Origin of the sequence: Paraburkholderia sp. CI3 (assembly GCF_050436505.1) — a bacterium.
GTDB classification, from domain to species: domain Bacteria; phylum Pseudomonadota; class Gammaproteobacteria; order Burkholderiales; family Burkholderiaceae; genus Paraburkholderia; species Paraburkholderia tuberum.
This window is the reverse complement of the sequence record NZ_JBNDMI010000004.1, coordinates 1,680,633-1,699,116: the sequence shown is the minus strand read 5'-3', so window position 1 is coordinate 1,699,116 and position 18,484 is coordinate 1,680,633. Positions and strand designations below refer to the sequence as shown.

The 18,484-nt window shown below is 61.2% G+C and carries 13 protein-coding genes and 5 pseudogenes; 10 read left to right on the top strand and 8 right to left on the bottom strand.

Annotated features, from left to right (window positions below; genetic code table 11):
- Nucleotide 1 precedes the first annotated feature (1 nt).
- The 3 genes and pseudogenes from OKW29_RS29150 to OKW29_RS29140 form a co-directional block, all read right to left on the bottom strand.
- Nucleotides 2-991, bottom strand: a complete 990-nt coding sequence (locus tag OKW29_RS29150) for a cytochrome d ubiquinol oxidase subunit II (protein ID WP_429293527.1) — start codon at nt 989-991, stop codon at nt 2-4.
- A gap of 25 nt (nt 992-1,016) precedes the next feature.
- Nucleotides 1,017-2,413 (bottom strand): annotated as a pseudogene (locus OKW29_RS29145) (cytochrome ubiquinol oxidase subunit I).
- Nucleotides 2,400-4,751 (bottom strand): FdhF/YdeP family oxidoreductase, encoded by a 2,352-nt coding sequence (locus OKW29_RS29140; protein ID WP_429293526.1) that lies wholly within the window; start codon nt 4,749-4,751, stop codon nt 2,400-2,402. The pseudogene OKW29_RS29145 and the gene OKW29_RS29140 overlap by 14 nt, the downstream one beginning before the upstream one ends.
- A gap of 308 nt (nt 4,752-5,059) precedes the next feature.
- On the opposite strand from OKW29_RS29140, the gene OKW29_RS29135 reads away from it, so the two are divergent.
- Nucleotides 5,060-5,557 carry a hypothetical protein gene (locus tag OKW29_RS29135; RefSeq protein ID WP_184073684.1) on the top strand — a complete coding sequence of 166 codons (498 nt, stop codon included), beginning with the start codon at nt 5,060-5,062 and terminating at the stop codon, nt 5,555-5,557.
- Between the two features lie 83 nt (nt 5,558-5,640).
- Here OKW29_RS29135 and OKW29_RS29130 read toward each other — a convergent pair whose 3' ends face one another.
- Together OKW29_RS29130 and OKW29_RS29125 are read right to left on the bottom strand one after the other, a co-directional pair.
- Nucleotides 5,641-5,916 (bottom strand): hypothetical protein, encoded by a 276-nt coding sequence (locus OKW29_RS29130; protein ID WP_184073682.1) that lies wholly within the window; start codon nt 5,914-5,916, stop codon nt 5,641-5,643.
- A 51-nt stretch (nt 5,917-5,967) separates the two neighbouring features.
- A complete protein-coding gene (locus OKW29_RS29125; RefSeq protein WP_184073680.1) occupies nt 5,968-6,345 on the bottom strand; it encodes a hypothetical protein in 378 nt (125 codons plus the stop codon).
- Between the two features lie 473 nt (nt 6,346-6,818).
- Here OKW29_RS29125 and OKW29_RS29120 point away from each other — a divergent pair, with 473 nt between their 5' ends.
- The 4 genes from OKW29_RS29120 to OKW29_RS29105 all read left to right on the top strand — a co-directional run bounded on the left by OKW29_RS29120 (nt 6,819) and on the right by OKW29_RS29105 (nt 10,418).
- Complete coding sequence (locus tag OKW29_RS29120) at nt 6,819-8,324, top strand: ATP-binding protein (protein WP_429293525.1); 1,506 nt, start codon at nt 6,819-6,821, stop codon at nt 8,322-8,324.
- Between the two features lie 55 nt (nt 8,325-8,379).
- Nucleotides 8,380-9,045, top strand: a complete 666-nt coding sequence (locus tag OKW29_RS29115) for a response regulator transcription factor (RefSeq protein WP_429293524.1) — start codon at nt 8,380-8,382, stop codon at nt 9,043-9,045.
- A 76-nt stretch (nt 9,046-9,121) separates the two neighbouring features.
- Nucleotides 9,122-9,496, top strand: coding sequence for a response regulator transcription factor (locus tag OKW29_RS29110; RefSeq protein ID WP_429293523.1), 375 nt, complete (start codon nt 9,122-9,124; stop codon nt 9,494-9,496).
- A gap of 367 nt (nt 9,497-9,863) precedes the next feature.
- Nucleotides 9,864-10,418: a porin gene (locus OKW29_RS29105; protein WP_429293522.1), complete on the top strand. Its 555-nt coding sequence runs from the start codon at nt 9,864-9,866 to the stop codon at nt 10,416-10,418.
- A gap of 226 nt (nt 10,419-10,644) precedes the next feature.
- Here OKW29_RS29105 and OKW29_RS29100 read toward each other — a convergent pair.
- Nucleotides 10,645-10,953, bottom strand: a pseudogene (locus OKW29_RS29100) (IS30 family transposase); the annotation flags it as partial.
- On the opposite strand from OKW29_RS29100, the pseudogene OKW29_RS29095 reads away from it, so the two are divergent.
- From OKW29_RS29095 to OKW29_RS29085, 3 genes and pseudogenes are all read left to right on the top strand, one after another.
- Nucleotides 10,944-11,189, top strand: a pseudogene (locus OKW29_RS29095) (glyoxalase); the annotation flags it as partial. The pseudogenes OKW29_RS29100 and OKW29_RS29095 sit on opposite strands and share 10 nt — an antisense overlap.
- 223 nt (nt 11,190-11,412) lie before the next feature.
- Nucleotides 11,413-12,054 (top strand): phosphohydrolase, encoded by a 642-nt coding sequence (locus OKW29_RS29090; protein WP_429293521.1) that lies wholly within the window; start codon nt 11,413-11,415, stop codon nt 12,052-12,054.
- A 27-nt stretch (nt 12,055-12,081) separates the two neighbouring features.
- A pseudogene (locus OKW29_RS29085) lies at nt 12,082-12,144 on the top strand (DUF1427 family protein); the annotation flags it as partial.
- 130 nt (nt 12,145-12,274) lie between these two features.
- On the opposite strand, the pseudogene OKW29_RS29080 reads toward OKW29_RS29085, so the two are convergent.
- Nucleotides 12,275-12,755, bottom strand: a pseudogene (locus tag OKW29_RS29080) (IS5 family transposase); the annotation flags it as partial.
- Between the two features lie 39 nt (nt 12,756-12,794).
- On the opposite strand from OKW29_RS29080, the gene OKW29_RS29075 reads away from it, so the two are divergent.
- Both OKW29_RS29075 and OKW29_RS29070 read left to right on the top strand, forming a co-directional pair.
- Nucleotides 12,795-14,516 (top strand): FAD-dependent oxidoreductase, encoded by a 1,722-nt coding sequence (locus OKW29_RS29075; protein WP_429293520.1) that lies wholly within the window; start codon nt 12,795-12,797, stop codon nt 14,514-14,516.
- A gap of 86 nt (nt 14,517-14,602) precedes the next feature.
- Nucleotides 14,603-15,424 (top strand): alpha/beta fold hydrolase, encoded by an 822-nt coding sequence (locus OKW29_RS29070; RefSeq protein WP_184074441.1) that lies wholly within the window; start codon nt 14,603-14,605, stop codon nt 15,422-15,424.
- Here the strand turns inward: OKW29_RS29070 and OKW29_RS29065 are convergent.
- Complete coding sequence (locus tag OKW29_RS29065; RefSeq protein ID WP_429293519.1) at nt 15,415-18,339, bottom strand: ATP-binding protein; 2,925 nt, start codon at nt 18,337-18,339, stop codon at nt 15,415-15,417. The genes OKW29_RS29070 and OKW29_RS29065 overlap by 10 nt on opposite strands.
- Nucleotides 18,340-18,484 lie beyond the last annotated feature (145 nt).

Genomic DNA, 18,484 nt, shown 5'->3' with positions numbered 1-18,484 from the left:
CTCACTCGCCCGCGTGAGCCCCTCCGACTACCTTCCCCCGAAAAATATAGTACTGGTACAAGTTATACCCAATCATAACGGGAAAAATCAACCCAATCCCAGTCAACATAAAAACGAGAGTCGAAGCATCAGAAGCAGCTTCAATAATCCCCAACTTCCCCGGGACAAAGTCCGGAAAAAGACTCACCGCCAACCCAACAAACGAAAGCACGAATAACGCCACCGAAGCCCGGAACGGCCCGTTCGAACTGCCCAGATACAGCGCCCCCATGATGTAAGCAAACGTCAGCGCAGCAGCCAGCCCAAGTGCAATCAGCAAATGAAACACGCCGGGCTGCGTCCACCGATCGTGTCCCACCTCGCTGATGAACCACGTCGCCACAGTCACCACCACGGCTGCCGCCACCGTGACAAAGCCGCTCAACAACGCGAGACGCCGCGACCATTGCTCGATCGATCCCACGGTCTTCTTCACGAGAAAAGTCGAGCCGAGCAGCGAATAGCCCGCTACCACGCCAATAGCGGATACGGCGACGAACACGCCTTTAAGACCGCCCGGAAGCAGCCCCGTGATCACTTTGCCAAGTATCACGCCCTGAGCAATGGCGGCGACCAGACTGCCGATACCGAACACCTTGTCCCATATCGGACCGTGCGACACGCTATGACGGAATTCGATGGCGGCGCCACGCATGATCAACCCGGCAATCAACAACATCACCGGCAAATACAGGTCCTGTAAAAGCATCGCGTAAGCCGCTGGGAAGGCGCCGAACAGCGCGCCCCCGAGCACGACGAGCCATGTTTCGTTGGCATCCCAGACGTGGCCGATCGTCTGCACCATCACGTCGTGATCCTCGCGACGTTTGCGCAACAGGCTAAGTATGCCGATGCCGAGATCGAAGCCATCGGTGACGACGTAGAACACCAGCATCAGGCCGATAAGACCGAACCAGGTGACGGCGAGCATCGTGTGTGTGGAACTGTCCATGAGATTTTCTCGCAGCGGGAAGAATTTAGTACTGGGTCACGGTCGCGGCCGCCTGGGCTTTGACCGCCGCGGGCGGGTTCAATGTGAGGTCCGGGCCGGTATGCAGCCAGTTGCGTGCCAGCACGAAAAACGTACCGAGCAGCACGACGTAAAAGGCGAAAAACATCGCAATGCTCAGCGTCACCGATGAAGCGGCTACGGTCGACACAGCATCCTTCGTGCGCAGCAACCCATAGACGACCCACGGCTGACGTCCCACTTCACGCACGATCCAGCCGGCTTCGACCGCCACATACGGCAGCGGAATGCACAGCACCCATGCGAGCAGCAATTTGCGTTGTTCGAGCAGGCGTTCGAGACTGCCGCGCGTTTTGCGCAAGACGTAAGCGGTCCAGAACGCCAGCACCATGAACGCGAAGCCGATGCCCGCCATCACGCGGAATGCGTAATAGAGTAAGGGCAGCGCCGGCGGCTGGTCGGCGGGTGCGAAGTCCTTGAGGCCCTTCACCTCGCCATCCAGCGTGTGCGTGGCGAGAAAGCTCAGCATGCCGGGCACTTCGAGGGACCAGTCATTGCGTTGCTCTTTCTGGTTCGGCCATGCGAGCAGCGACCACGACGCGGCGGTGCCGGGCTTGTTCGTGGTCCAGTGTCCTTCGATTGCGGCGCCTTTGGCTGGCTGCGTCGCGAATACGCTGCCACCACTCGAATCGCCGAGCCAGATCTGGATTGGCGCGACGAAAACGAGTATTAGCAGCGCGATCTTGAACGAGCGCTCGAAGAATTCCGGATTGCGTCGCTTGAACAGATTCCACGCGGAAATGCCGGCGATCACAAACATGCCGGTTTCGATTGCCGCGACCCACATGTGCGTGACCCCCAGACCATGTCGGGGTTGAAGATCGCAGCGGCATAGTCGGTCACCACGATCTTGCCGTTCTCGACCGTCACGCCCGCGGGCGTTTGCATCCACGAATTGGCGACCATGATCCAGAAAGCGGAGATGCTGGAGCCCAGCGCGACCATCGAGGTTGCGAACAGATGCACGCCACGCGGCACGCGGCCCCAGCCGAGCAGCATCACGCCGATGAAGCCCGCTTCGAGCATGAAGGCCATCGCGCCCTCGAAGCCGAGAATATTGCCGAAGAACTGTCCGCTGTAACGCGAGAAGCCGGCCCAGTTGGTCCCGAACTGAAACTCCATCGGAATGCCGCTCACTACGCCCACCGCGAAGTTAAGCACCAGCAGCTTGCTCCAGAAGCGCGCGTGGCGGTAATAGCCGACGTTGCCGGTACGCAGCCACAGCACTTCGATCAGAACGAGAAACGCCGACAGGCTGATGGTCAGAATCGGCCACAGGATGTGAAAAATGGCTGTCATCGCGAACTGCGCGCGAGACAGGTCGAGGACGTCACTGAGATGCATGATGAGCTCGCGTGGCACCGGTAACGGCTGCCTGTTGTGTGGAGTGGGCCCCGGCCGCCGCGGCGCGCATGATCTTCACCGGAACGGATTTGTACGAAGGGGTGCGGCTTTTCTGATCGAATGCATAGAGCGGCACGAGCGGATTCGCTTCCGGGTAGTAAGCGCCGCAGCAGCCATCCGGCAGCCCGTATTCGATCACCATGAAACCGCCGATCACGCGCTCGATGCCATCGGTCGACAGCGCGTACACGTCCACGCGATCGCCGGCTCGCAGCTTGCGCTTCTGCAATTCACGCGGATTCAGGAAGATCACGTCGCGCTGACCGAACACGCCACGGTAGCGATCCGAATGCGAGTAGAGCGTGGTGTTGTATTGATCGTGACTGCGCATCGTGGTGAGCCACAGCGCGTCAGGATCGCTTTGAACCGGATCTTCGTCGAGTCCCTTGAAAACGAGGAAATTGGCGCGACCCGTGGACGTGGCCCACACACGTTCCCGCGCGCTCGAGGCCAGATGAAATCCGCCCGGCACGCGAATGCGTTCGTTGTACGCCTGGAAAATCGGGTAGACGATTTCGATCTTGTCGCGAATGCGGTCGTAGCTCGCGACGAGATGTTCCCACTCGACATGCGAGTCGGGACCCAACGTTGCGCGCGCAATCCCCGCGACGATCGCCGGTTCACTCTTCAGATGCGGCGAGGCGGGTTCGTTGCGTCCACCTGAGGCATGTACCATCGACATCGAATCTTCGACGGTAATCGACTGCGGACCGTCGGCCTGGATATCGACCTCGGTACGGCCGAGGCAGGGCAGAATCAACGCGTCCTTGCCATGCACGAGGTGACTGCGATTGAGTTTGGTAGCGATGTATACGGTCAGGTCGAGCTCGCGCATCGCGGCCTGTACGCGGACCCAATCCGGCACGGCGGCGGCGAAATTGCCACCGAGCGCGATGAACACCTTCGCGTCGCCGCGCATCATCGAATCGATCGCGGCGAGCACGTCGTGGCCGTGCGCTGCGGGCGGCCGGAAACCGAAGGCCCGTTCGATCCCATCGATCAATGCCGGTGACGGCTTTTCCGTAATGCCGACGGTGCGGTTGCCTTGCACGTTCGAATGTCCACGAACCGGACATACACCTGCGCCGGGCCGGCCGATATTGCCGCGCAGCAGCGCCAGATTGGCGACCTGCTGGACCGTCCCGGTGCCGCGATGATGCTGCGTGAGCCCCATGCCATACACCAGGATCACGTTCTTTGCGTTCATGTAGATGTTGGCGGCGTTCTGGATGCCGTCGCGCGACAGGCCGCTTTGCTGCACGATCGCGTCCCACGTGGTGGCGCGCAGGTCGGCGAGCAGATCTTCGAGGCCGTGCGTATGTCCTTCGATGAACTTGATGTCGAGCACGCGGGGTTCGTCGGCGGCGAGGACGGCATCGTCGGCCTCGATCACCGCTTTCATCATTCCCTTGAGCACCGCAACGTCGCCACCTACACGAACCTGATAGAAAAACGAGCTGATTTGCGTGAAGCCCAGCGTCGCCATTTCCACCGGATTCTGCGGCGAAGCAAAGCGTTCCAGCGCGCGTTCGCGAAACGGGTTGAACGACACGATCTTCGCGCCGCGCCGTGAAGCGCTATGCAGATCGCTCATCATGCGCGGGCTGTTGGTCCCAGGATTCTGGCCGAAGATGAAAATCGCGTCGGCTTTCTCGAAATCATCGAGAAGCACTGTGCCTTTGCCCACGCCGATCGATTCGGGCAGGCCAACGCTGGTCGCTTCATGGCACATGTTCGAGCAATCGGGAAAGTTGTTTGAGCCGAACTCGCGCACGAAGATCTGGTAGAGAAACGCGGCTTCGTTGGAGGCGCGCCCCGACGTATAGAAGTCGGCCTGATTCGGGCTGTCGAGACCCTTCAAATGCTTCGCGACGAGTGCGAAGGCGTCGTCCCATTCGATCGGCAGATATCGGTTGGTGGCTTTGTCGTAAGCCATCGGGTGAGTCAGGCGGCCGGCCATTTCGAGGTCGTAGTCGTCCCAGGCGGTCAGCTCCGAGACACTATGCGCGGCAAAGAAATCAGGCGTGCAGCGAAAGGCGGTTGCCTCCCAGGCCACGGCTTTCGCGCCGTTCTCGCAGAACTCGAATGAGGACGTGTGCTTCGCATCCGGCCACGCGCAGCCGGGACAGTCGAAGCCTTCGGGCTGGTTCAACCGCAGCAACGTCTTCGCGCCCGACACGGCCACGCCTTGCAGCGCGAGCGCCTCGCCGGTTGCCTTCAGCGCACCCCAGCCGCCCGCAGGCTCGCTATAGATGCGTATCGCTTTTCCTTTGGCCATGACCGTCTCCTGGTGTTTCGTTGAGGAACATACGGTCGAAGGATGGGCTGGCGTCGCGCACGGCACTTGTTCAAATGCCCGTCCGTTTCAGATTCGCACGCCCGATGCGGCGCGCGTCAGGTACACGGTCACGGCGTACCGGCAGCGCAGTGCATTTTCTAAACGTCGCAGGCGTTCTGAAAAGATTGGCGCGCCACGTCGGCCAATAATGGTTTCCACCCGGCGAGGCCGCGTGATCTCGACGCAGCGAAGCCGCATTCCTCGCGTCTCACCGCGCGCAGACCGCTGAGCACCACCGGAGCATCCCCATGCGATATCTGGACGAGTCACACCGCGACATGAACAGCAGCAATTCTGGCTTTATGTCGGCCACCGAGCGCGCCGACGCAGCGGACTGGCGCGTGCATGCAGCGCTGCAGGACGTGTCAGAAAGGGCAACTGAACCGGCTGCGCCGGCCGTGCTCGGACGCTGGACGCGCCGGATCGTCGTTGCGACCGCGGTCTGGTCGGTGTTCGAGTTGCCGTTCGAAATGTGGGTCAGCATATCCACGCGTGACGCGGTGGCCTGCGTCACGGCCAAGGTATTGTGGGTCGCGCTGGTCGGCTTCGTGCTCGTCGGCAGCCGGGTGGCGCGGATTGCCTACGCATTTCTTTGTACGATCGGTCTGATGGCGGTGGCCTTTGGATTGCCGGCCGAGTATCGGGTGTTCCCGCTGGGATTCGTGCTGTCTTCGGTGGAATGCGTATTGAAAGCGACTGCCTTTGTTTGCCTCGTGTCGGCAGGTGTCTATCCCGACGAGGAATGAGCCGGAAGGCGCCGCTGCGGCGGCGCCGTTCATTGCCTGTCTGAGAGAGGGCGTCTTCCTTCCCGTGTTCTTTTGCGAGCGGCTCAGGCCGCTCTTGTTCTGTCCAGCGCCAACAGCGCGCGCGCCATCGCATAGGCGCTGTGGACCGCGGCCTCGAACGCGCGCTCGTCGGCAAGGCGCCTTCCGTCGACGGCGACGACCCAGCGTGCGCCATCGTGTTCGCAGACGAGCCGCCGGTCGGCCATCAGATCCGCATACCAGCGCCAGATTTTCGGGTCCGCGATAGCGGCGGTCGGCGTGGCTCTCGTTGCTGTATTGAGTCGCGTGAGCATGGCTGGTTGCTGCGATGGGGCGATCATGGGATACCTCCGACGATTCGTGTGAGATCGATTGAGCAATGATAAGACGCGTTACGTCCAGTTCTTCCAGTTGTCGATCTTCCGGTAATAGCCGTGCGCGCCGCTTTCCCGTTGCGATGTGTCTGCCTTGATCGCCCGACCGCGCAGATACTCGCTGATGCGTCGATTGGGCCGCGACGGCTGCGCGGTCTGCTGCGGCTGTTGCCGCTGCGGCCGCGGTGCCAGCGAGGACGAGGCGGCCACATTGCCTGCTTTGATCGCAAACCGTTCGAGCGGCAACTGCGTGTCGCGCTCCGTCTGGTCGAGCGCGCGCATGATGCCGAGCGTGGGCGGCGGGCTTGCGCCCCCCCAGGCTGCGAGCGCGACACAGACGGTAGCGGCCGCGTAGCCGCAAGCGGGACGAAACCATGTGGCTTTCACGGCGAGCATGATGTGTTCTCCGGGCGCCGACCGCGACGGGCTGCGCAATTGAATCGATGGGCGAGGCGTTGATGGACCCAGTATCGTGGTCCGGCCCGTCCCGATCTTTCACGGCTGCACGATGGCTTGCCGATTCGCACGCAGCAGGCGAGTTCGGCACGAGACTGCGCGAACGGCCCGGAGCGCCGCCCTGATTGCGTTCAGCCGGACGCATGACGGGGTCATACCTTGGTCTGATGCCACGACGGCGGCGAGCCGCTTCGAACGCGCTGGAAGCCGCCACCAGCAGGGCCGGGGCCGGTGTCGGCGGCGCTGGGGGGCGATGGCGGCGGCGCTCATCGTATCCCTATGGATAATAGTTTCGGATGACTTTCCCAATTAGTATGGTTCTAACGACGCAAGCCACGCATGGGCTTCGTCGCTGCAATGGGTCCATCGCCGGAACGTGCCCGTCCCGCTAATCAACCACGCGTGAGAGCAGCATGATCAAGATCGGTCGAGTCGTAGTGTCGCTGGAAATGCGCGAAGTGTACCAGGAGGACCGGCTGCTTCAGGTCGGCTCGCGCGCATTCGATATTCTCGAACTGCTGATCCGCGCGGCGGGAAAGACGGTCACGAAAGACGAGATTCTTCAGCACGTCTGGCCGAACTCGGTGGTGGAGGAAAACAATATCCACGTGCAGCTATCGGCGCTGCGGAAGATCTTCGGCGCCGATAGGCAGGTCATTCGCACGTTCTCCGGCCGCGGCTACCGCCTGACGATTCCGGTCGAAGCGGCCGAGCCGGCTGATCCTTGTGGCGCGGCAGCAGCGTCTCATGCAAGCCTTGTGCGGCCAAGCGGTTTGCCGGTTTGCCACACGCCGTTGATCGGCCGTGGAGAGGCGGTTGCCGACGCCACCCGCGCACTAAAGCGAACGCCGATCGTCACCTTGCTTGGATCGGGTGGCATCGGCAAGACGCAACTCGGCATTGCAGTGGCGAGGTCGATTGCGGCTGCATCGGAGCGGGAAGTGTGCTTTATCACGCTGGCCTCGGTGAACAGCGCGCAGAGCGTCGTCAATACGGTTGCGCAAGCACTGGGCGTGCCGCATACCGGCGGCGACGTGCCGCTGCAGGCGCTGGTCGATGCGATCCGCGGGCGGAAGCTGCTGGTGCTGCTGGACAACTGCGAGCATGTGATCGAGTCGGCGGCCACCATTTGCGAACTGCTCGTGCAGGCCAGCGCGGATCTGAGGATTCTGGCGACGAGCCGCGAGCCGCTGCGTACACGCGACGAGAAGTTCTACTGGGTCGCACCGCTCGAAACGCCCGGCGAAGGCGCAAGTCCGCAAGCCATACTCGCCTGCAGTTCGGTGCGCATGTTCCTTGCACAGATGAACGCGCTCAACTCGTCGGTCGAGAACGACCGCAGTAGTCTCGAGATGGTCGCGACGATCTGCCGCCGGCTGGACGGCGTGCCGCTCGCGCTCGAACTGGCGGCGTCTCGTGCGGCCGTGTTCGGCATTCGAAAGCTGCTCGCCGAACTCGACGACCGCTTCCAGTCCCTGACCGGCGGCCGCCGGACAGCGCCGCCGCGGCAGCAGACTCTCGAGGCCGCGCTCGACTGGAGTTACCAGCTTTTGAGCGCAACGGAGCGCGTAGTGCTGCACCGGCTCAGCGTGTTCCCGGCCCGGTTTTCACTCGAAGCCGCGTGTGCTGTCGCCGCGTGCGGACGCCTGACGCACAACGACGTGACGGAGGCGATCGTCGGCCTCGCTTCGAAGTGTTTTCTGATGACGACCTTCGATAGCAAGACCAAGGAATACTTCCTGCTCGAGACGACGCGGGAATACGCATTGCTCAAGCTGTACGAATCGGATGAAGCAGACGAAGTGCTGACGAGAAAAGCGACCTGTCTGGCGCCCGCTGACGAGCAGCCTTATGGACGCATTTTCGGCGCACCGGCGTCTGGCGGCAGGCTCGCGATGGTAGCCGTCGCATCGCGATGAAAATGGTGTTGTCCGCGGACTGGACAGGTGCGTTCGGCGTTGGGTCTCAGGTACCATGACGGCACTCAAAACCCAATTTATTCTGGAATCTGGAATGCCTGTTCCTGCGGAACTCGAACCGTTGGTGTATGTGATTGACGACGAAGAAATGGTGCGCAATGCGCTGATTCGGCTGTTGCGATCAGCGGGTTTCGGCGCCCGAAGTTTTGCGTCGCCCGCAGAGGTGTTGTCGCAGGAATGGCCGAGTGTGCCGATGTGCGTCCTGCTCGACATGAACCTGAAAACGACGAGTGGCTTCGATGTGCAAAGCCAGCTCGCGCAAAAGGGCATCCAGGTGCCCGTTATTTTCCTGACCGGCTACGGCTCGATTCCGATGTCGGTGCGTGCGATCAAGGCAGGTGCGCATGAATTCCTGACCAAACCGATCGACGATGAAGAACTGATCGAGGCGGTCCGGCGAGCGCTGGCCCAAGACGAGGCCAACCTCGCCGAGCGTGCGTTCAACGCAGACGTCATACAGCGTGCCGCCTCGCTTACGCCCCGCGAGATGGACGTGTTCGAACTGGCGGTGAAAGGCATGATGATCAAGCAGATGGCGCATGAACTCGGCACGCAGGAGGTCACGGTCAAGGTTCACAAGCGGCGGGTGATGAGCAAGATGCAGGCGAAGACGCTCATCGATCTCGCCCAGATGTGGGAAGTGATACGCCGGACGCGATGAGCATCCTGATGCAGTAAATATCGCGCCGGATATTTTTCTCTGCTACTACGTCGGCGCAACTGGAGTATTGGCAGCTATGAGCTTTGTTTGCATCGTCGACGATGATGCCTCGGTACGAAGTGGCGTCGGAAACCTTCTTAAAGCAGTGGGTTACGCGACTGTGACATTTTCATCGGGAGAGGAATTCCTTGCCTCCCGGATGGTCGACGATGCTTTGTGTGTTTTGCTCGACATTAGAATGCAAGGCATGCAGGGTCTCGAAGTGCAGCGGCAACTGAACGCGGAACACCGGCATATCCCCGTCGTGTTCATGTCCGCACATGGCGACGACGAGACGGTGCGGCGGGCGATGGAGCACGGCGCGGTCAGTTTCCTGCGCAAACCCTTTGAGGAAGAAGTTCTGCTCGCTTCCATCGAGCTTGCTATTGGGCGCAAGAGCGGGGCGCACTGAGCCCGAAGCCGCTACAGTTCATTTAACCATCCTGTGTAGTAAGACTTGAAATTAGATACGTCTCAAAGGCACCTTCGCAGATTTATATAATTTCAAAGCTAAAAGGGGTTTTCTGATCTGCTGCTCCCATACCCCACCACCGTGGCCGTACCGTCCGCCAGCTTACGGCACGGCATGCCGTTGGGTAGCGCTCTACTAGCCGCGGTAACTGTGGTTAAATCCTTTCGGTTATTGCGGCGCGGCACCCTGTTATATGCACGGTCGCGCTTGCTGCATCGGCTGATTGCCGAACGCATGGCTGTGCAGCGCGAATCGGACAAACGCTTTCCTAATCGCTGAGGCTTTTCGCGATCGAAAATAAATACAAATGGAGACAAATATCGTGCCGTGCTCTTTTTCTATTCGGAAGATACCGTATCTTTGCGCGCTGCCTGGCGGCGCATTACTTTGCGGCGGGGTCGCTTATGCGCAATCCAGCGTCACGCTCTATGGTGTGCTGGATGCGGGGCTGCTCTATGCGTCGCACTACCCCGCGGCAAACGGAAGTAATGCCGGACATATCTATGCGTTCAACGACAGTGGCACGTGGGCCACTTCATTCGGGTTGCGCGGCGTGGAGGATCTCGGCGGTGGCACCCGGATGGAATTCCGGATTGAGAGCGGTGTCAGTTTGGGAACGGGTGCCTTCAGCAATTCGAACAAGAATGCATTTGGTCGCCAGACCTACCTGTCAATGGACAACGACGATTACGGCAAGCTCACGGCCGGGCGATGTCGCGTGTCGCGTCTTCCGTCAGGCGACTCGGTGTTTTTAGCGGCGCCGCGCGATGTGCTGCTGCTTTCAGTTCGTCTTTCATGGCTTTTCCTTTTGAGTTGTCAGCCGGTGAAACGGGTGTTTCCGAATCCGGCACCTGAAGTGTAGGAACGTCGCACAAATAAAGTCCTGCAGAAAATATGAAATGTTCTGAGCGACCGTTCGCCACGCGCCGTGCCGCGAATTTCCTGGTTGTTATTTTTTAAGAACGATTAAGGAGTTCAACAAGGACTCTGGGCAAAACCGTCGATAGACTGGATCTCAGTTTTTCTCGCACTTCAAGCGAGTGCGGCATGTCCTCCCATGGCGGTTTCAAGGGTGAAGCGCAACGGGGTTAATGAAACGCAGGCGGAGGCAGTGAAGCGGCTTCGAGCATGCGTGCGAAGACCTCCAGAGGCGAGTGAAATGCGTGCGTAGCACGTGGCCTGCTATTCATGCTGTCAGCGATGGCGTCAAGTTCATCCTGGCTGCACACGGACAAATCCGTACCTTTGGGCAGGTACTGACGCAGCAACCCGTTGGTGTTCTCGCAGGTGCCGCGTTGGCACGGACTGTGCGGGTCGCAGAAGTACACGCGCACGCCGGTGGCGGCAGTGAGTTCGGTATGTCGCGCCATTTCCTTGCCCTGATCGTAGGTCAGGCTTCACGGTGACGCCCACGCCGAGCAAGACCGCGTCGCAGTACGTGCAAACGCCGGTCGGCATGCTGTCGGTGTTCGGCTTCGAAACGCCGATTCCGTATCCGTTCGGCAATGAGCGAACCGGCTATCTGGTCACCGATATCGATCAGGCGGTCAAGGCGGCGCGTGCGGCCGGCGCCGATGTCCTCGTCGATTCGTTCGACGACCCGATCGGCAAGGACGCGCTGATCCAATGGCCGTGAAGCACATCCATGAACTGGCGATTTGACGGATTTCGCATAACCGTTGTGTCGCTTAAGTCTTTTTAAGAATCCGCCAAAGTCTTTATAGGTTTTATTCGTTACGCTGCCGTGGACAGGATCTGCCAAAGACTTCGAATGGGCCCGCGCCCGGCTGCGAGGCCAGGCCGGCACGCGTGCGCAGGCGCGCCGGAGCAAGGATGTCTGACACGGAGGAGTTGACATGAAGAAAACCATTGCCGGCGTTGATATTCCCGACGGTGCCATGGCCCGCGCGGCGACTGATCTGACGCGAGGCACGGAGTCCGAGTTGATGTTTCACCACGCGCTCAGGACATTTCTGTTCGGTGCGCTGACCGGGTATCGCGAGAATCTGGCCTTCGACGCCGACCTGCTGTATGTCGGCGCGATGTTTCACAACGCCGGGCTGAACGCGAAGTATCAAGACTCGCCATACCGGTTCGAGGTGGACAGCGCGAACGCGGCGCGCGAATTCCTGCGGCAGTACGCCGTCGCCGATCAGCGGATCGATGAAGTCTGGGTGGCGATCGCATTGCACACGACACCTGGCATTCCGGAACATTTGTCGCCCTTGATCGCAATGGTCAGCGCCGGCGTGCAGATGGATATTCGGGGGGCCCGTTACGACGAATTTACCGCGCAGCAGCGGGACGAAATCGTGCAAGCCTATCCCCGCGAATCGGGCTTCAAGAAGAAGCTGATCGAAGCTTACGCGCGCGGCATGGAGCATCGTCCTGCCACGACATTCGGGACGGTGAATGCCGATGTGCTGGACCGGTGGGATCCGAATTATCGCCGTCTGAATTTCTGCGGACTGGTGTTGGGATGTGACTGGTCAAATTGACAGATTGTTATTCAAAGGACGGACAGCATGGGTTACATCATTTCGCTGGGAGTCGGCTTCGGCGTCGGGCTCCTCTATTGGCTACTCAAGGGAAACGCTGATCAATGGGTTCGCCGCCACCGTTGTCGACGAGTCAGTTTGAAAGCGTCAGAACGGCGAACGAATTTTTGTTGTGAACGGGATGAGTTTTGCTCGAATACGGGCCAACTGCTCGCGTTTTTCATACACATGACGGACTTTCCCCATGTGTCGAGCGCAGTCGGTTCTTCGCGATCACCAGATTGGCCAAGGCGAACAGACTGAACAGTTGCGCCGTGTTCTTGGCTAGACCTTTGTAGCGGACCTTGCGATGGCGGAACAGATTCTTGACGACATGAAACGGATGCTCGACCCATGCGCGAATCTGCGCCTTGGTTCGCTCGACCTGGATCAGCAGATCCTTCAGCGCACCGTCACGCATTGCCTTGATTTTCCGCGCTTCACAGCCACACGCCACTGCACAGGATTGCCGTGCATCTCGTCGCGCTTTTCAACGTTCGTGTAGCCGGAATCGCCGAACGCTTCCTGCTCATGCCCGTGCAACAAAGCATGGGCTTGCGATACGTCCGATACGTTGGCCGATGTACCCACCAGGCTATGCACCAGACCCGAGTCGGCATCGGCGCCGATATGCGCCTTCATGCCAAATGCCATTCGTTGCCATACCGTCATCACGACGACGTGCCAGAGGAGGCCATGTTATGAGCACACCGGACTTATCTTCCGACGCCGTGGCGCCGTCGGAACTCGAGATTCCCTTTTCTTCGCTGGAGTACCGTCAGCATCAGATGTTTCCACGTCTGTCCGCGGCGGAGATTCAAAGCCTGCGACGCTTCGCACGGCCGATGTCGTTCAAGGCGGGCGAGCTGATCTTCGAGACCGGGCAGGTTGCACTGGGCCTGTTCGTGCTGCTGCATGGGCGTGTGCGCATCTATTCGCGCGACAGCTTCGGACGCTCGACGCTCGTCACCGAACATCAAGACGGGCACTTCATGGCGGAGATGGCGCAACTATCCGGTAAGCCCGCGTTGATCGACGGCGTCGCGTTGACGGATGTGGAAACGCTCGTGATCGAACCGGACCGCCTGCGCGCGTTGATCGTTGCCGACGCGCAACTGGGCGAGCACATCATGCGCGCGCTGATATTGCGGCGGCTCGGACTGATCGAGCAAGGGCTCGGCCCGATCATCGTCGGCAATGGCGACGACGCGCGGCTCGTCGGACTGCAAGGGTTCCTGCGCCGCAATGCGTACCCGGCCACGGTGATCGACGCGCGCAGCGATCCCGAGGCGATCACGCTGCTGGGCGGCATGACCACCGGCCCGGCCGATTTCCCACTGGTGTTCTGCCCCAACGGTTATGTGCTGCGCGCGCCTGACGAGGCGCAGCTTGCTTCATGCCTCGGACTCGTGCCGATCTTCGAGCAATCGCATACCTACGACGTCGCAATTGTCGGCGCCGGGCCAGCCGGGCTGGCTGCATCCGTCTATGCCGCCACGGAAGGTTTGTCGGTCGCGGTGTTCGACCAGCGCGCGCCAGGCGGCCAGGCGGGCGCCAGTTCCCGGATCGAGAATTACCTCGGCTTTCCCACCGGCATTTCCGGCCAGGCGCTCGCGGCGCGAGCGTTCCAGCAGGCGTTGAAGTTCGGCGCGCATCTGGCGATTCCCGGCAAGGTCATGGACGTGCGGCGGCAAGATGGCATCTTCCTGCTGTCGCTGCTCGACGGTCAGCGCATCAGCGCCAGGACCATCGTCGTGGCGAGCGGCGCCGCCTATCGAAAGCCGGCGGTGCCGGATTTCCAGCGCTTCGAAGGGCGGGGTACCTACTACTGGGCATCGACGATCGAGGCCAAGCTGGTGAGGGGGCAGGATATCGTGCTGATGGGCGGGGGCAACTCGGCGGGACAGGCGGTCGTCTTTCTGGCGAATTTTGCTCGCAGCATTCGGGTGCTGATTCGCGGCAACGACCTGAACGCGAGTATGTCGAAATACCTGATCGACCGTATCGGTTCGCTGCCCAACGTCACGCTGTGCACGCGCTGCGCGCTAAGCGCGCTCGAAGGCGATGAAGCCGGACTCGTCAAGATTCATATCCGTAAGGAAAACGAACAGACCGATGAGGCGATCGCCACGCGCCATCTGTTTCTCTTTATCGGCGCGGATCCGAAGACGGATTGGCTCAACTCGAGCGGCGTGGAGCTTGATAACCGCGGGTTTGTCGTCACCGGATTCGCGCTCAGCGAACATGGCTCGCCTGAAGCAAGCGCGCGCTACCCGCTCGAAACCAGCGTGCCAGGCATGTTCGCAGTTGGCGACGTGCGCTCGGAGTCCGCGAAGCGCGTGGCAGCAGCCGTGGGCGACGGCGCTGCGGTGGTGAGTCAGATCCATGGGTACCTGAGCCGGCTGACGGCGGCTGCCGCGTAGGCATATCCGTCCTTTTACCCGAGTACTCGTATGGCGCATGGCACAACGGTGTATGCCGACAAACCACATTGAATGGAGCAATCGCAATGGCATCTTTCACCACCCGGGACGGCACGCAAATCTATTACAAGGATTGGGGTGCGGGCCAAGCGGTTCTCTTCTCCCATGGGTGGCCGCTCAACGCGGATGCATGGGACGCGCAGATGGTGTTTCTCGCGGAGCGCGGCTATCGCGTGATTGCGCATGACCGCCGCGGTCACGGACGTTCGTCGCAGCCGTGGAACGGCAACGACATGAACACCTTTGCGGACGATCTCGCCGTTCTGATCGACACGCTCGATCTGAACAATGTCGTGATGGTCGGCCATTCGATGGGGGGCGGCGAAGTGGTGCGCTATATCGCTCGCCATGGCGCGAAGCGTGTCGCCAAGGCCGTGCTGATCGCTTCGGCGCCGCCGTTCCTGCTGAAGACGGAAGCGAATCCGGGCGGCCTGCCGATGTCGATATTCGACGGCATGCGCGAGGGCGTGCGCAATAACCGCTCGCAGTTCTTCAAGGACGTGGCGTTGCCGCTCTACGGCTTCAATCGTCCGGATGCGCAGGTGTCGCAAGGCACGATCGACGCGTTCTGGCTGGCCGGAATGCAAGGCTCGATCAAAGCCTCGTACGATTGCATCAAGGCATTCTCGGAAACGGATTTCACCGGCGACCTCAAGCAGGTCACGGTGCCGGCGCTCGTGTTGCAGGGCGACGATGATCAGATGGTGCCGCTCGAAATTTCCGGAATGCGTTCGGCGAAGCTCCTGCCGAACGCCGAGCTGAAGATTTACGAAGGCGCCTCGCATGGTCTGTGCACGACGCACGCGGACCGCGTGAATGCGGATCTGCTGGCGTTCATTCAGTCGTAAAGCAGTACGCCGACGGCGCGGTTCGCGCGTCCGGCGGCGGTCGACGAGCGCCGCGGGCCACGGCGCGCGCGCAGGTACGCGAGCAGTTCGAGCAGTGCCTGCATGTCGGACGTGCAGGAAGCGCTTTCCAGTTCGTCTGCCAGCGGAGCCAGCAGTTCAGCGGCTTCTTCCGACCGACCTTGCACGTCCAGAAGACGCGCCATACCCATGGACGCGCGCAGCTGCCACATTTTCGCGTCCTGCTGGCGGGCAAGCTGGATCGCATTGGAAAATCGGCAGGACGCGATGGCGATTCCACTGGCGCGAGTCTCGCTCGTTCGAGCGTGCAGTTCCGCTTCGGCGTGTGCCGCGACACCCAGTGCTCGCCAGACCTCCGGCAGAAAGAACAGTTCGCCGTTGTTCTGGCAAAAATCCAGCGCTTCGCCGAGCCGGTTCTCCGCCTCCGGCACGCGCTTCTGTTTGATCAACGCCTCGGCGTGCGCGACGATAAACGGCGTGATCATGCGCCGGAAACCGCGTGACATCAGCGCGTCGAGCTTGGCTTCGAGGACCGGCAACGCCTGTTCCGTACGTCCGTCGAGAATGTCGCGGTAGGCCGCCAGGCAGTCGCAATAGTCCAGCCAGATTGCGAAGCCGTGGAGCGCGGCTTGAGATCGCATGATGTCGATGTAGTGCGAGCCGCGCCGTAAATCGCCGGACATGAGCGCAAGCGGAATCACGGCGGCACCCAGCACGTGCGTGAGTGAAGGTTCCATCGTCTCCGAGCGAACCGAGTCGACGAGCGTATCGACCAGCGCCGTCGCCTCATCTGGGTCGCCCTGGAGCCATGCGATCCGGGCAAGCACGCCGCTGCAAAAGACGACCGGGTCGACGGCAAAGCGGCCCTCGCGCAGCGCTTCGCCGCGCAGCTGCGCAAGGCGCTGCCTGGCGCTCATCAGGCCTCGCTTCGCCTCCGTGTGCTGGCCGAGATAGTGCTGCGAAATCGCGATGATCTGGTCGGCGACGATCTTCTGCCACGGCGTGCCTTGCTGCATTGCCAGTTGGTGAAACTGCTTCGCGAAGGTCATCGATTGATTGATGTCGCCGAAGGAGAACATCGTGTTCCACAGGCCCCATAGCGCGTGAATGCGAAAGGTGTTGTCGTCGGACTCGACCGCGAGCGCGAGGACGTCACGCCACAGTTCCGCCGGCCGTGAAACCGGACCGCGCACATAGGGCAAGGCCGACGCCAGCGCCGCGCGCACGCGCATTTCGCGTGCGGCGTCCACCGATCCAGGGGGCAGGCGGTCGAGTGCCTCGACGGCTTGCGCGGCGCGCGTGCAGCACTCCTCGATCAGGCCTGAATGGAGCAGCGCACTGACCAGGTTCGACGCCAGTTCGACACCGACTCGCGGATCTCCATCGGGGGAGAAGGCCCAGTCGAAGGCAACGCGCGCATCGTCGAGCGTCTGTTGGAGATCGGGCTGATTGCTGTTGTCGCTGCGCAATTCGCCGCCCGTTTGCGCCTGAAAGAGGCAGGAGAGATAGCGCGCATTGCGCGAGGTCATTTCCTGCAACTCGCCTTCGGCCTGCAGTTTTTCCCTGGCATACGCGCGGGTCGATTCGGATAGGCGGTATTTCGCCACCGGCCCCTCGAACTCCACGTTGACCAGTGACTTCGCTACCAGCTCCGTGATGCCGCCGATCGCGTTCGCCATCGAGTGCTCCTCGTCGCACGCGATCGCGCACATCGCCTCGAAAGTGAAACTGCCGCTGAAGACCGCGAGACGCCGGAAGAGCGCCTGAGTGGCCAGGTCGAGTATGGCGAAACTCCAGTCGAACGTCGCGCGCAAGGTCTGATGGCGCGGCAGCGCGGTCCGGTAACCACCTCCGAGTATCGCCATGCGGTCGTCGAGCCGGCGATAAACGCCTTCGACGCCGAGTGCCACGACGCGGGCCGCCGCGAGTTCGATCGCCAGTGGAATGCCGTCCAGCCGGCGGCAAATCTCGCCGACGAGCCGGATTTCCGCGCTGTCGGCGCATACGGTTCCTTGCAGCGAATTAGCACGCTGGAGGAACAGGCTTACCGCAGAACACCGCAGAATCTCCACATCGGTGGAATGAGGCAGCGGCACAGCCAGCGGATCAACTTTGAACACCATCTCGGGCATGATGCGAAGCGATTCTCTGCTCGTGACCAGTATGCGCAGCATGTCGTTGCCGAGAACGAGCGCATCGACGATTTGCGCTACCGCGCTGATGACATGCTCCGCGTTATCGAGCACCAGCAGCTTACGTCGCCGGCCAAGCGCGGACGCCACCTGCGCAATGTCCGGATGCGGGCCGGACAGGTTTATTCCCAAGCTTTCGGCGATGGCGCCAAGCACTGCCTCTGGCGTACTCAACGCGGCCAGTTCGATGAAACAGACGGGTTCGGCAAAGTCGGGCGAGGTATGGCGAGCCGCTTCGATGGCGAGACTTGTTTTGCCGATGCCGCCGGCGCCGACCAGCGTGAGCACATGCGTTTGCGCCAGCATCGCGCGGATCAGGCCGACCGAGGCGTCACGCCCCAGCAGCACGGAGCTGGATGCCGGCAGACCGCCTCCGCCGGCCGCCTGCGAACCGGATTCGTTGAAAGCGGCACTCTTCTGCCGCTGGAGAAGCTGATAACCGCGGCCCGGTACAGTAAGAATCAGATCGCGGTCCGGGCCGAGTATCTTTCGCAGTGCGGAGAGATGCACCTGTACGTTGTTCTCTTCGACAACGGTGTCGGGCCAGACTGCATTCATCAGCTCGTCTTTCGTGACGAGGCGCCCACCGGCGGAAGCGACCACGGCAAGAATGTCGAACGCGCGGGATCCGACATGCACGACTTCGCCGTTTTGCCGCAAAGTGCGCATTTCCAGATCGATCAGAAAGCTGCCGATTTCGATCATCGCGTTATCAGATTCAGAATGAGCCAGATACGAAAGAATGCCAGGGGCGGGAAGGCATTCGCGGATGCCGGGTTCGGGCATGAGCGAACATACCGTGGCGACGGCCGCGCGTCTTGCACGTTAGTGCGATGCTTTGTAGGAAAGT

Coding starts and splice junctions, on each gene's coding strand:
- OKW29_RS29150 (WP_429293527.1), bottom strand. CDS start 991: ATGGACAGTTCCACACACACGATGCTCGCCGTCACCTGGTTCGGTCTT.
- OKW29_RS29140 (WP_429293526.1), bottom strand. CDS start 4,751: ATGGCCAAAGGAAAAGCGATACGCATCTATAGCGAGCCTGCGGGCGGC.
- OKW29_RS29135 (WP_184073684.1), top strand. CDS start 5,060: ATGCGATATCTGGACGAGTCACACCGCGACATGAACAGCAGCAATTCT.
- OKW29_RS29130 (WP_184073682.1), bottom strand. CDS start 5,916: ATGATCGCCCCATCGCAGCAACCAGCCATGCTCACGCGACTCAATACA.
- OKW29_RS29125 (WP_184073680.1), bottom strand. CDS start 6,345: ATGCTCGCCGTGAAAGCCACATGGTTTCGTCCCGCTTGCGGCTACGCG.
- OKW29_RS29120 (WP_429293525.1), top strand. CDS start 6,819: ATGATCAAGATCGGTCGAGTCGTAGTGTCGCTGGAAATGCGCGAAGTG.
- OKW29_RS29115 (WP_429293524.1), top strand. CDS start 8,380: ATGACGGCACTCAAAACCCAATTTATTCTGGAATCTGGAATGCCTGTT.
- OKW29_RS29110 (WP_429293523.1), top strand. CDS start 9,122: ATGAGCTTTGTTTGCATCGTCGACGATGATGCCTCGGTACGAAGTGGC.
- OKW29_RS29105 (WP_429293522.1), top strand. CDS start 9,864: ATGGAGACAAATATCGTGCCGTGCTCTTTTTCTATTCGGAAGATACCG.
- OKW29_RS29090 (WP_429293521.1), top strand. CDS start 11,413: ATGAAGAAAACCATTGCCGGCGTTGATATTCCCGACGGTGCCATGGCC.
- OKW29_RS29075 (WP_429293520.1), top strand. CDS start 12,795: ATGAGCACACCGGACTTATCTTCCGACGCCGTGGCGCCGTCGGAACTC.
- OKW29_RS29070 (WP_184074441.1), top strand. CDS start 14,603: ATGGCATCTTTCACCACCCGGGACGGCACGCAAATCTATTACAAGGAT.
- OKW29_RS29065 (WP_429293519.1), bottom strand. CDS start 18,339: ATGATCGAAATCGGCAGCTTTCTGATCGATCTGGAAATGCGCACTTTG.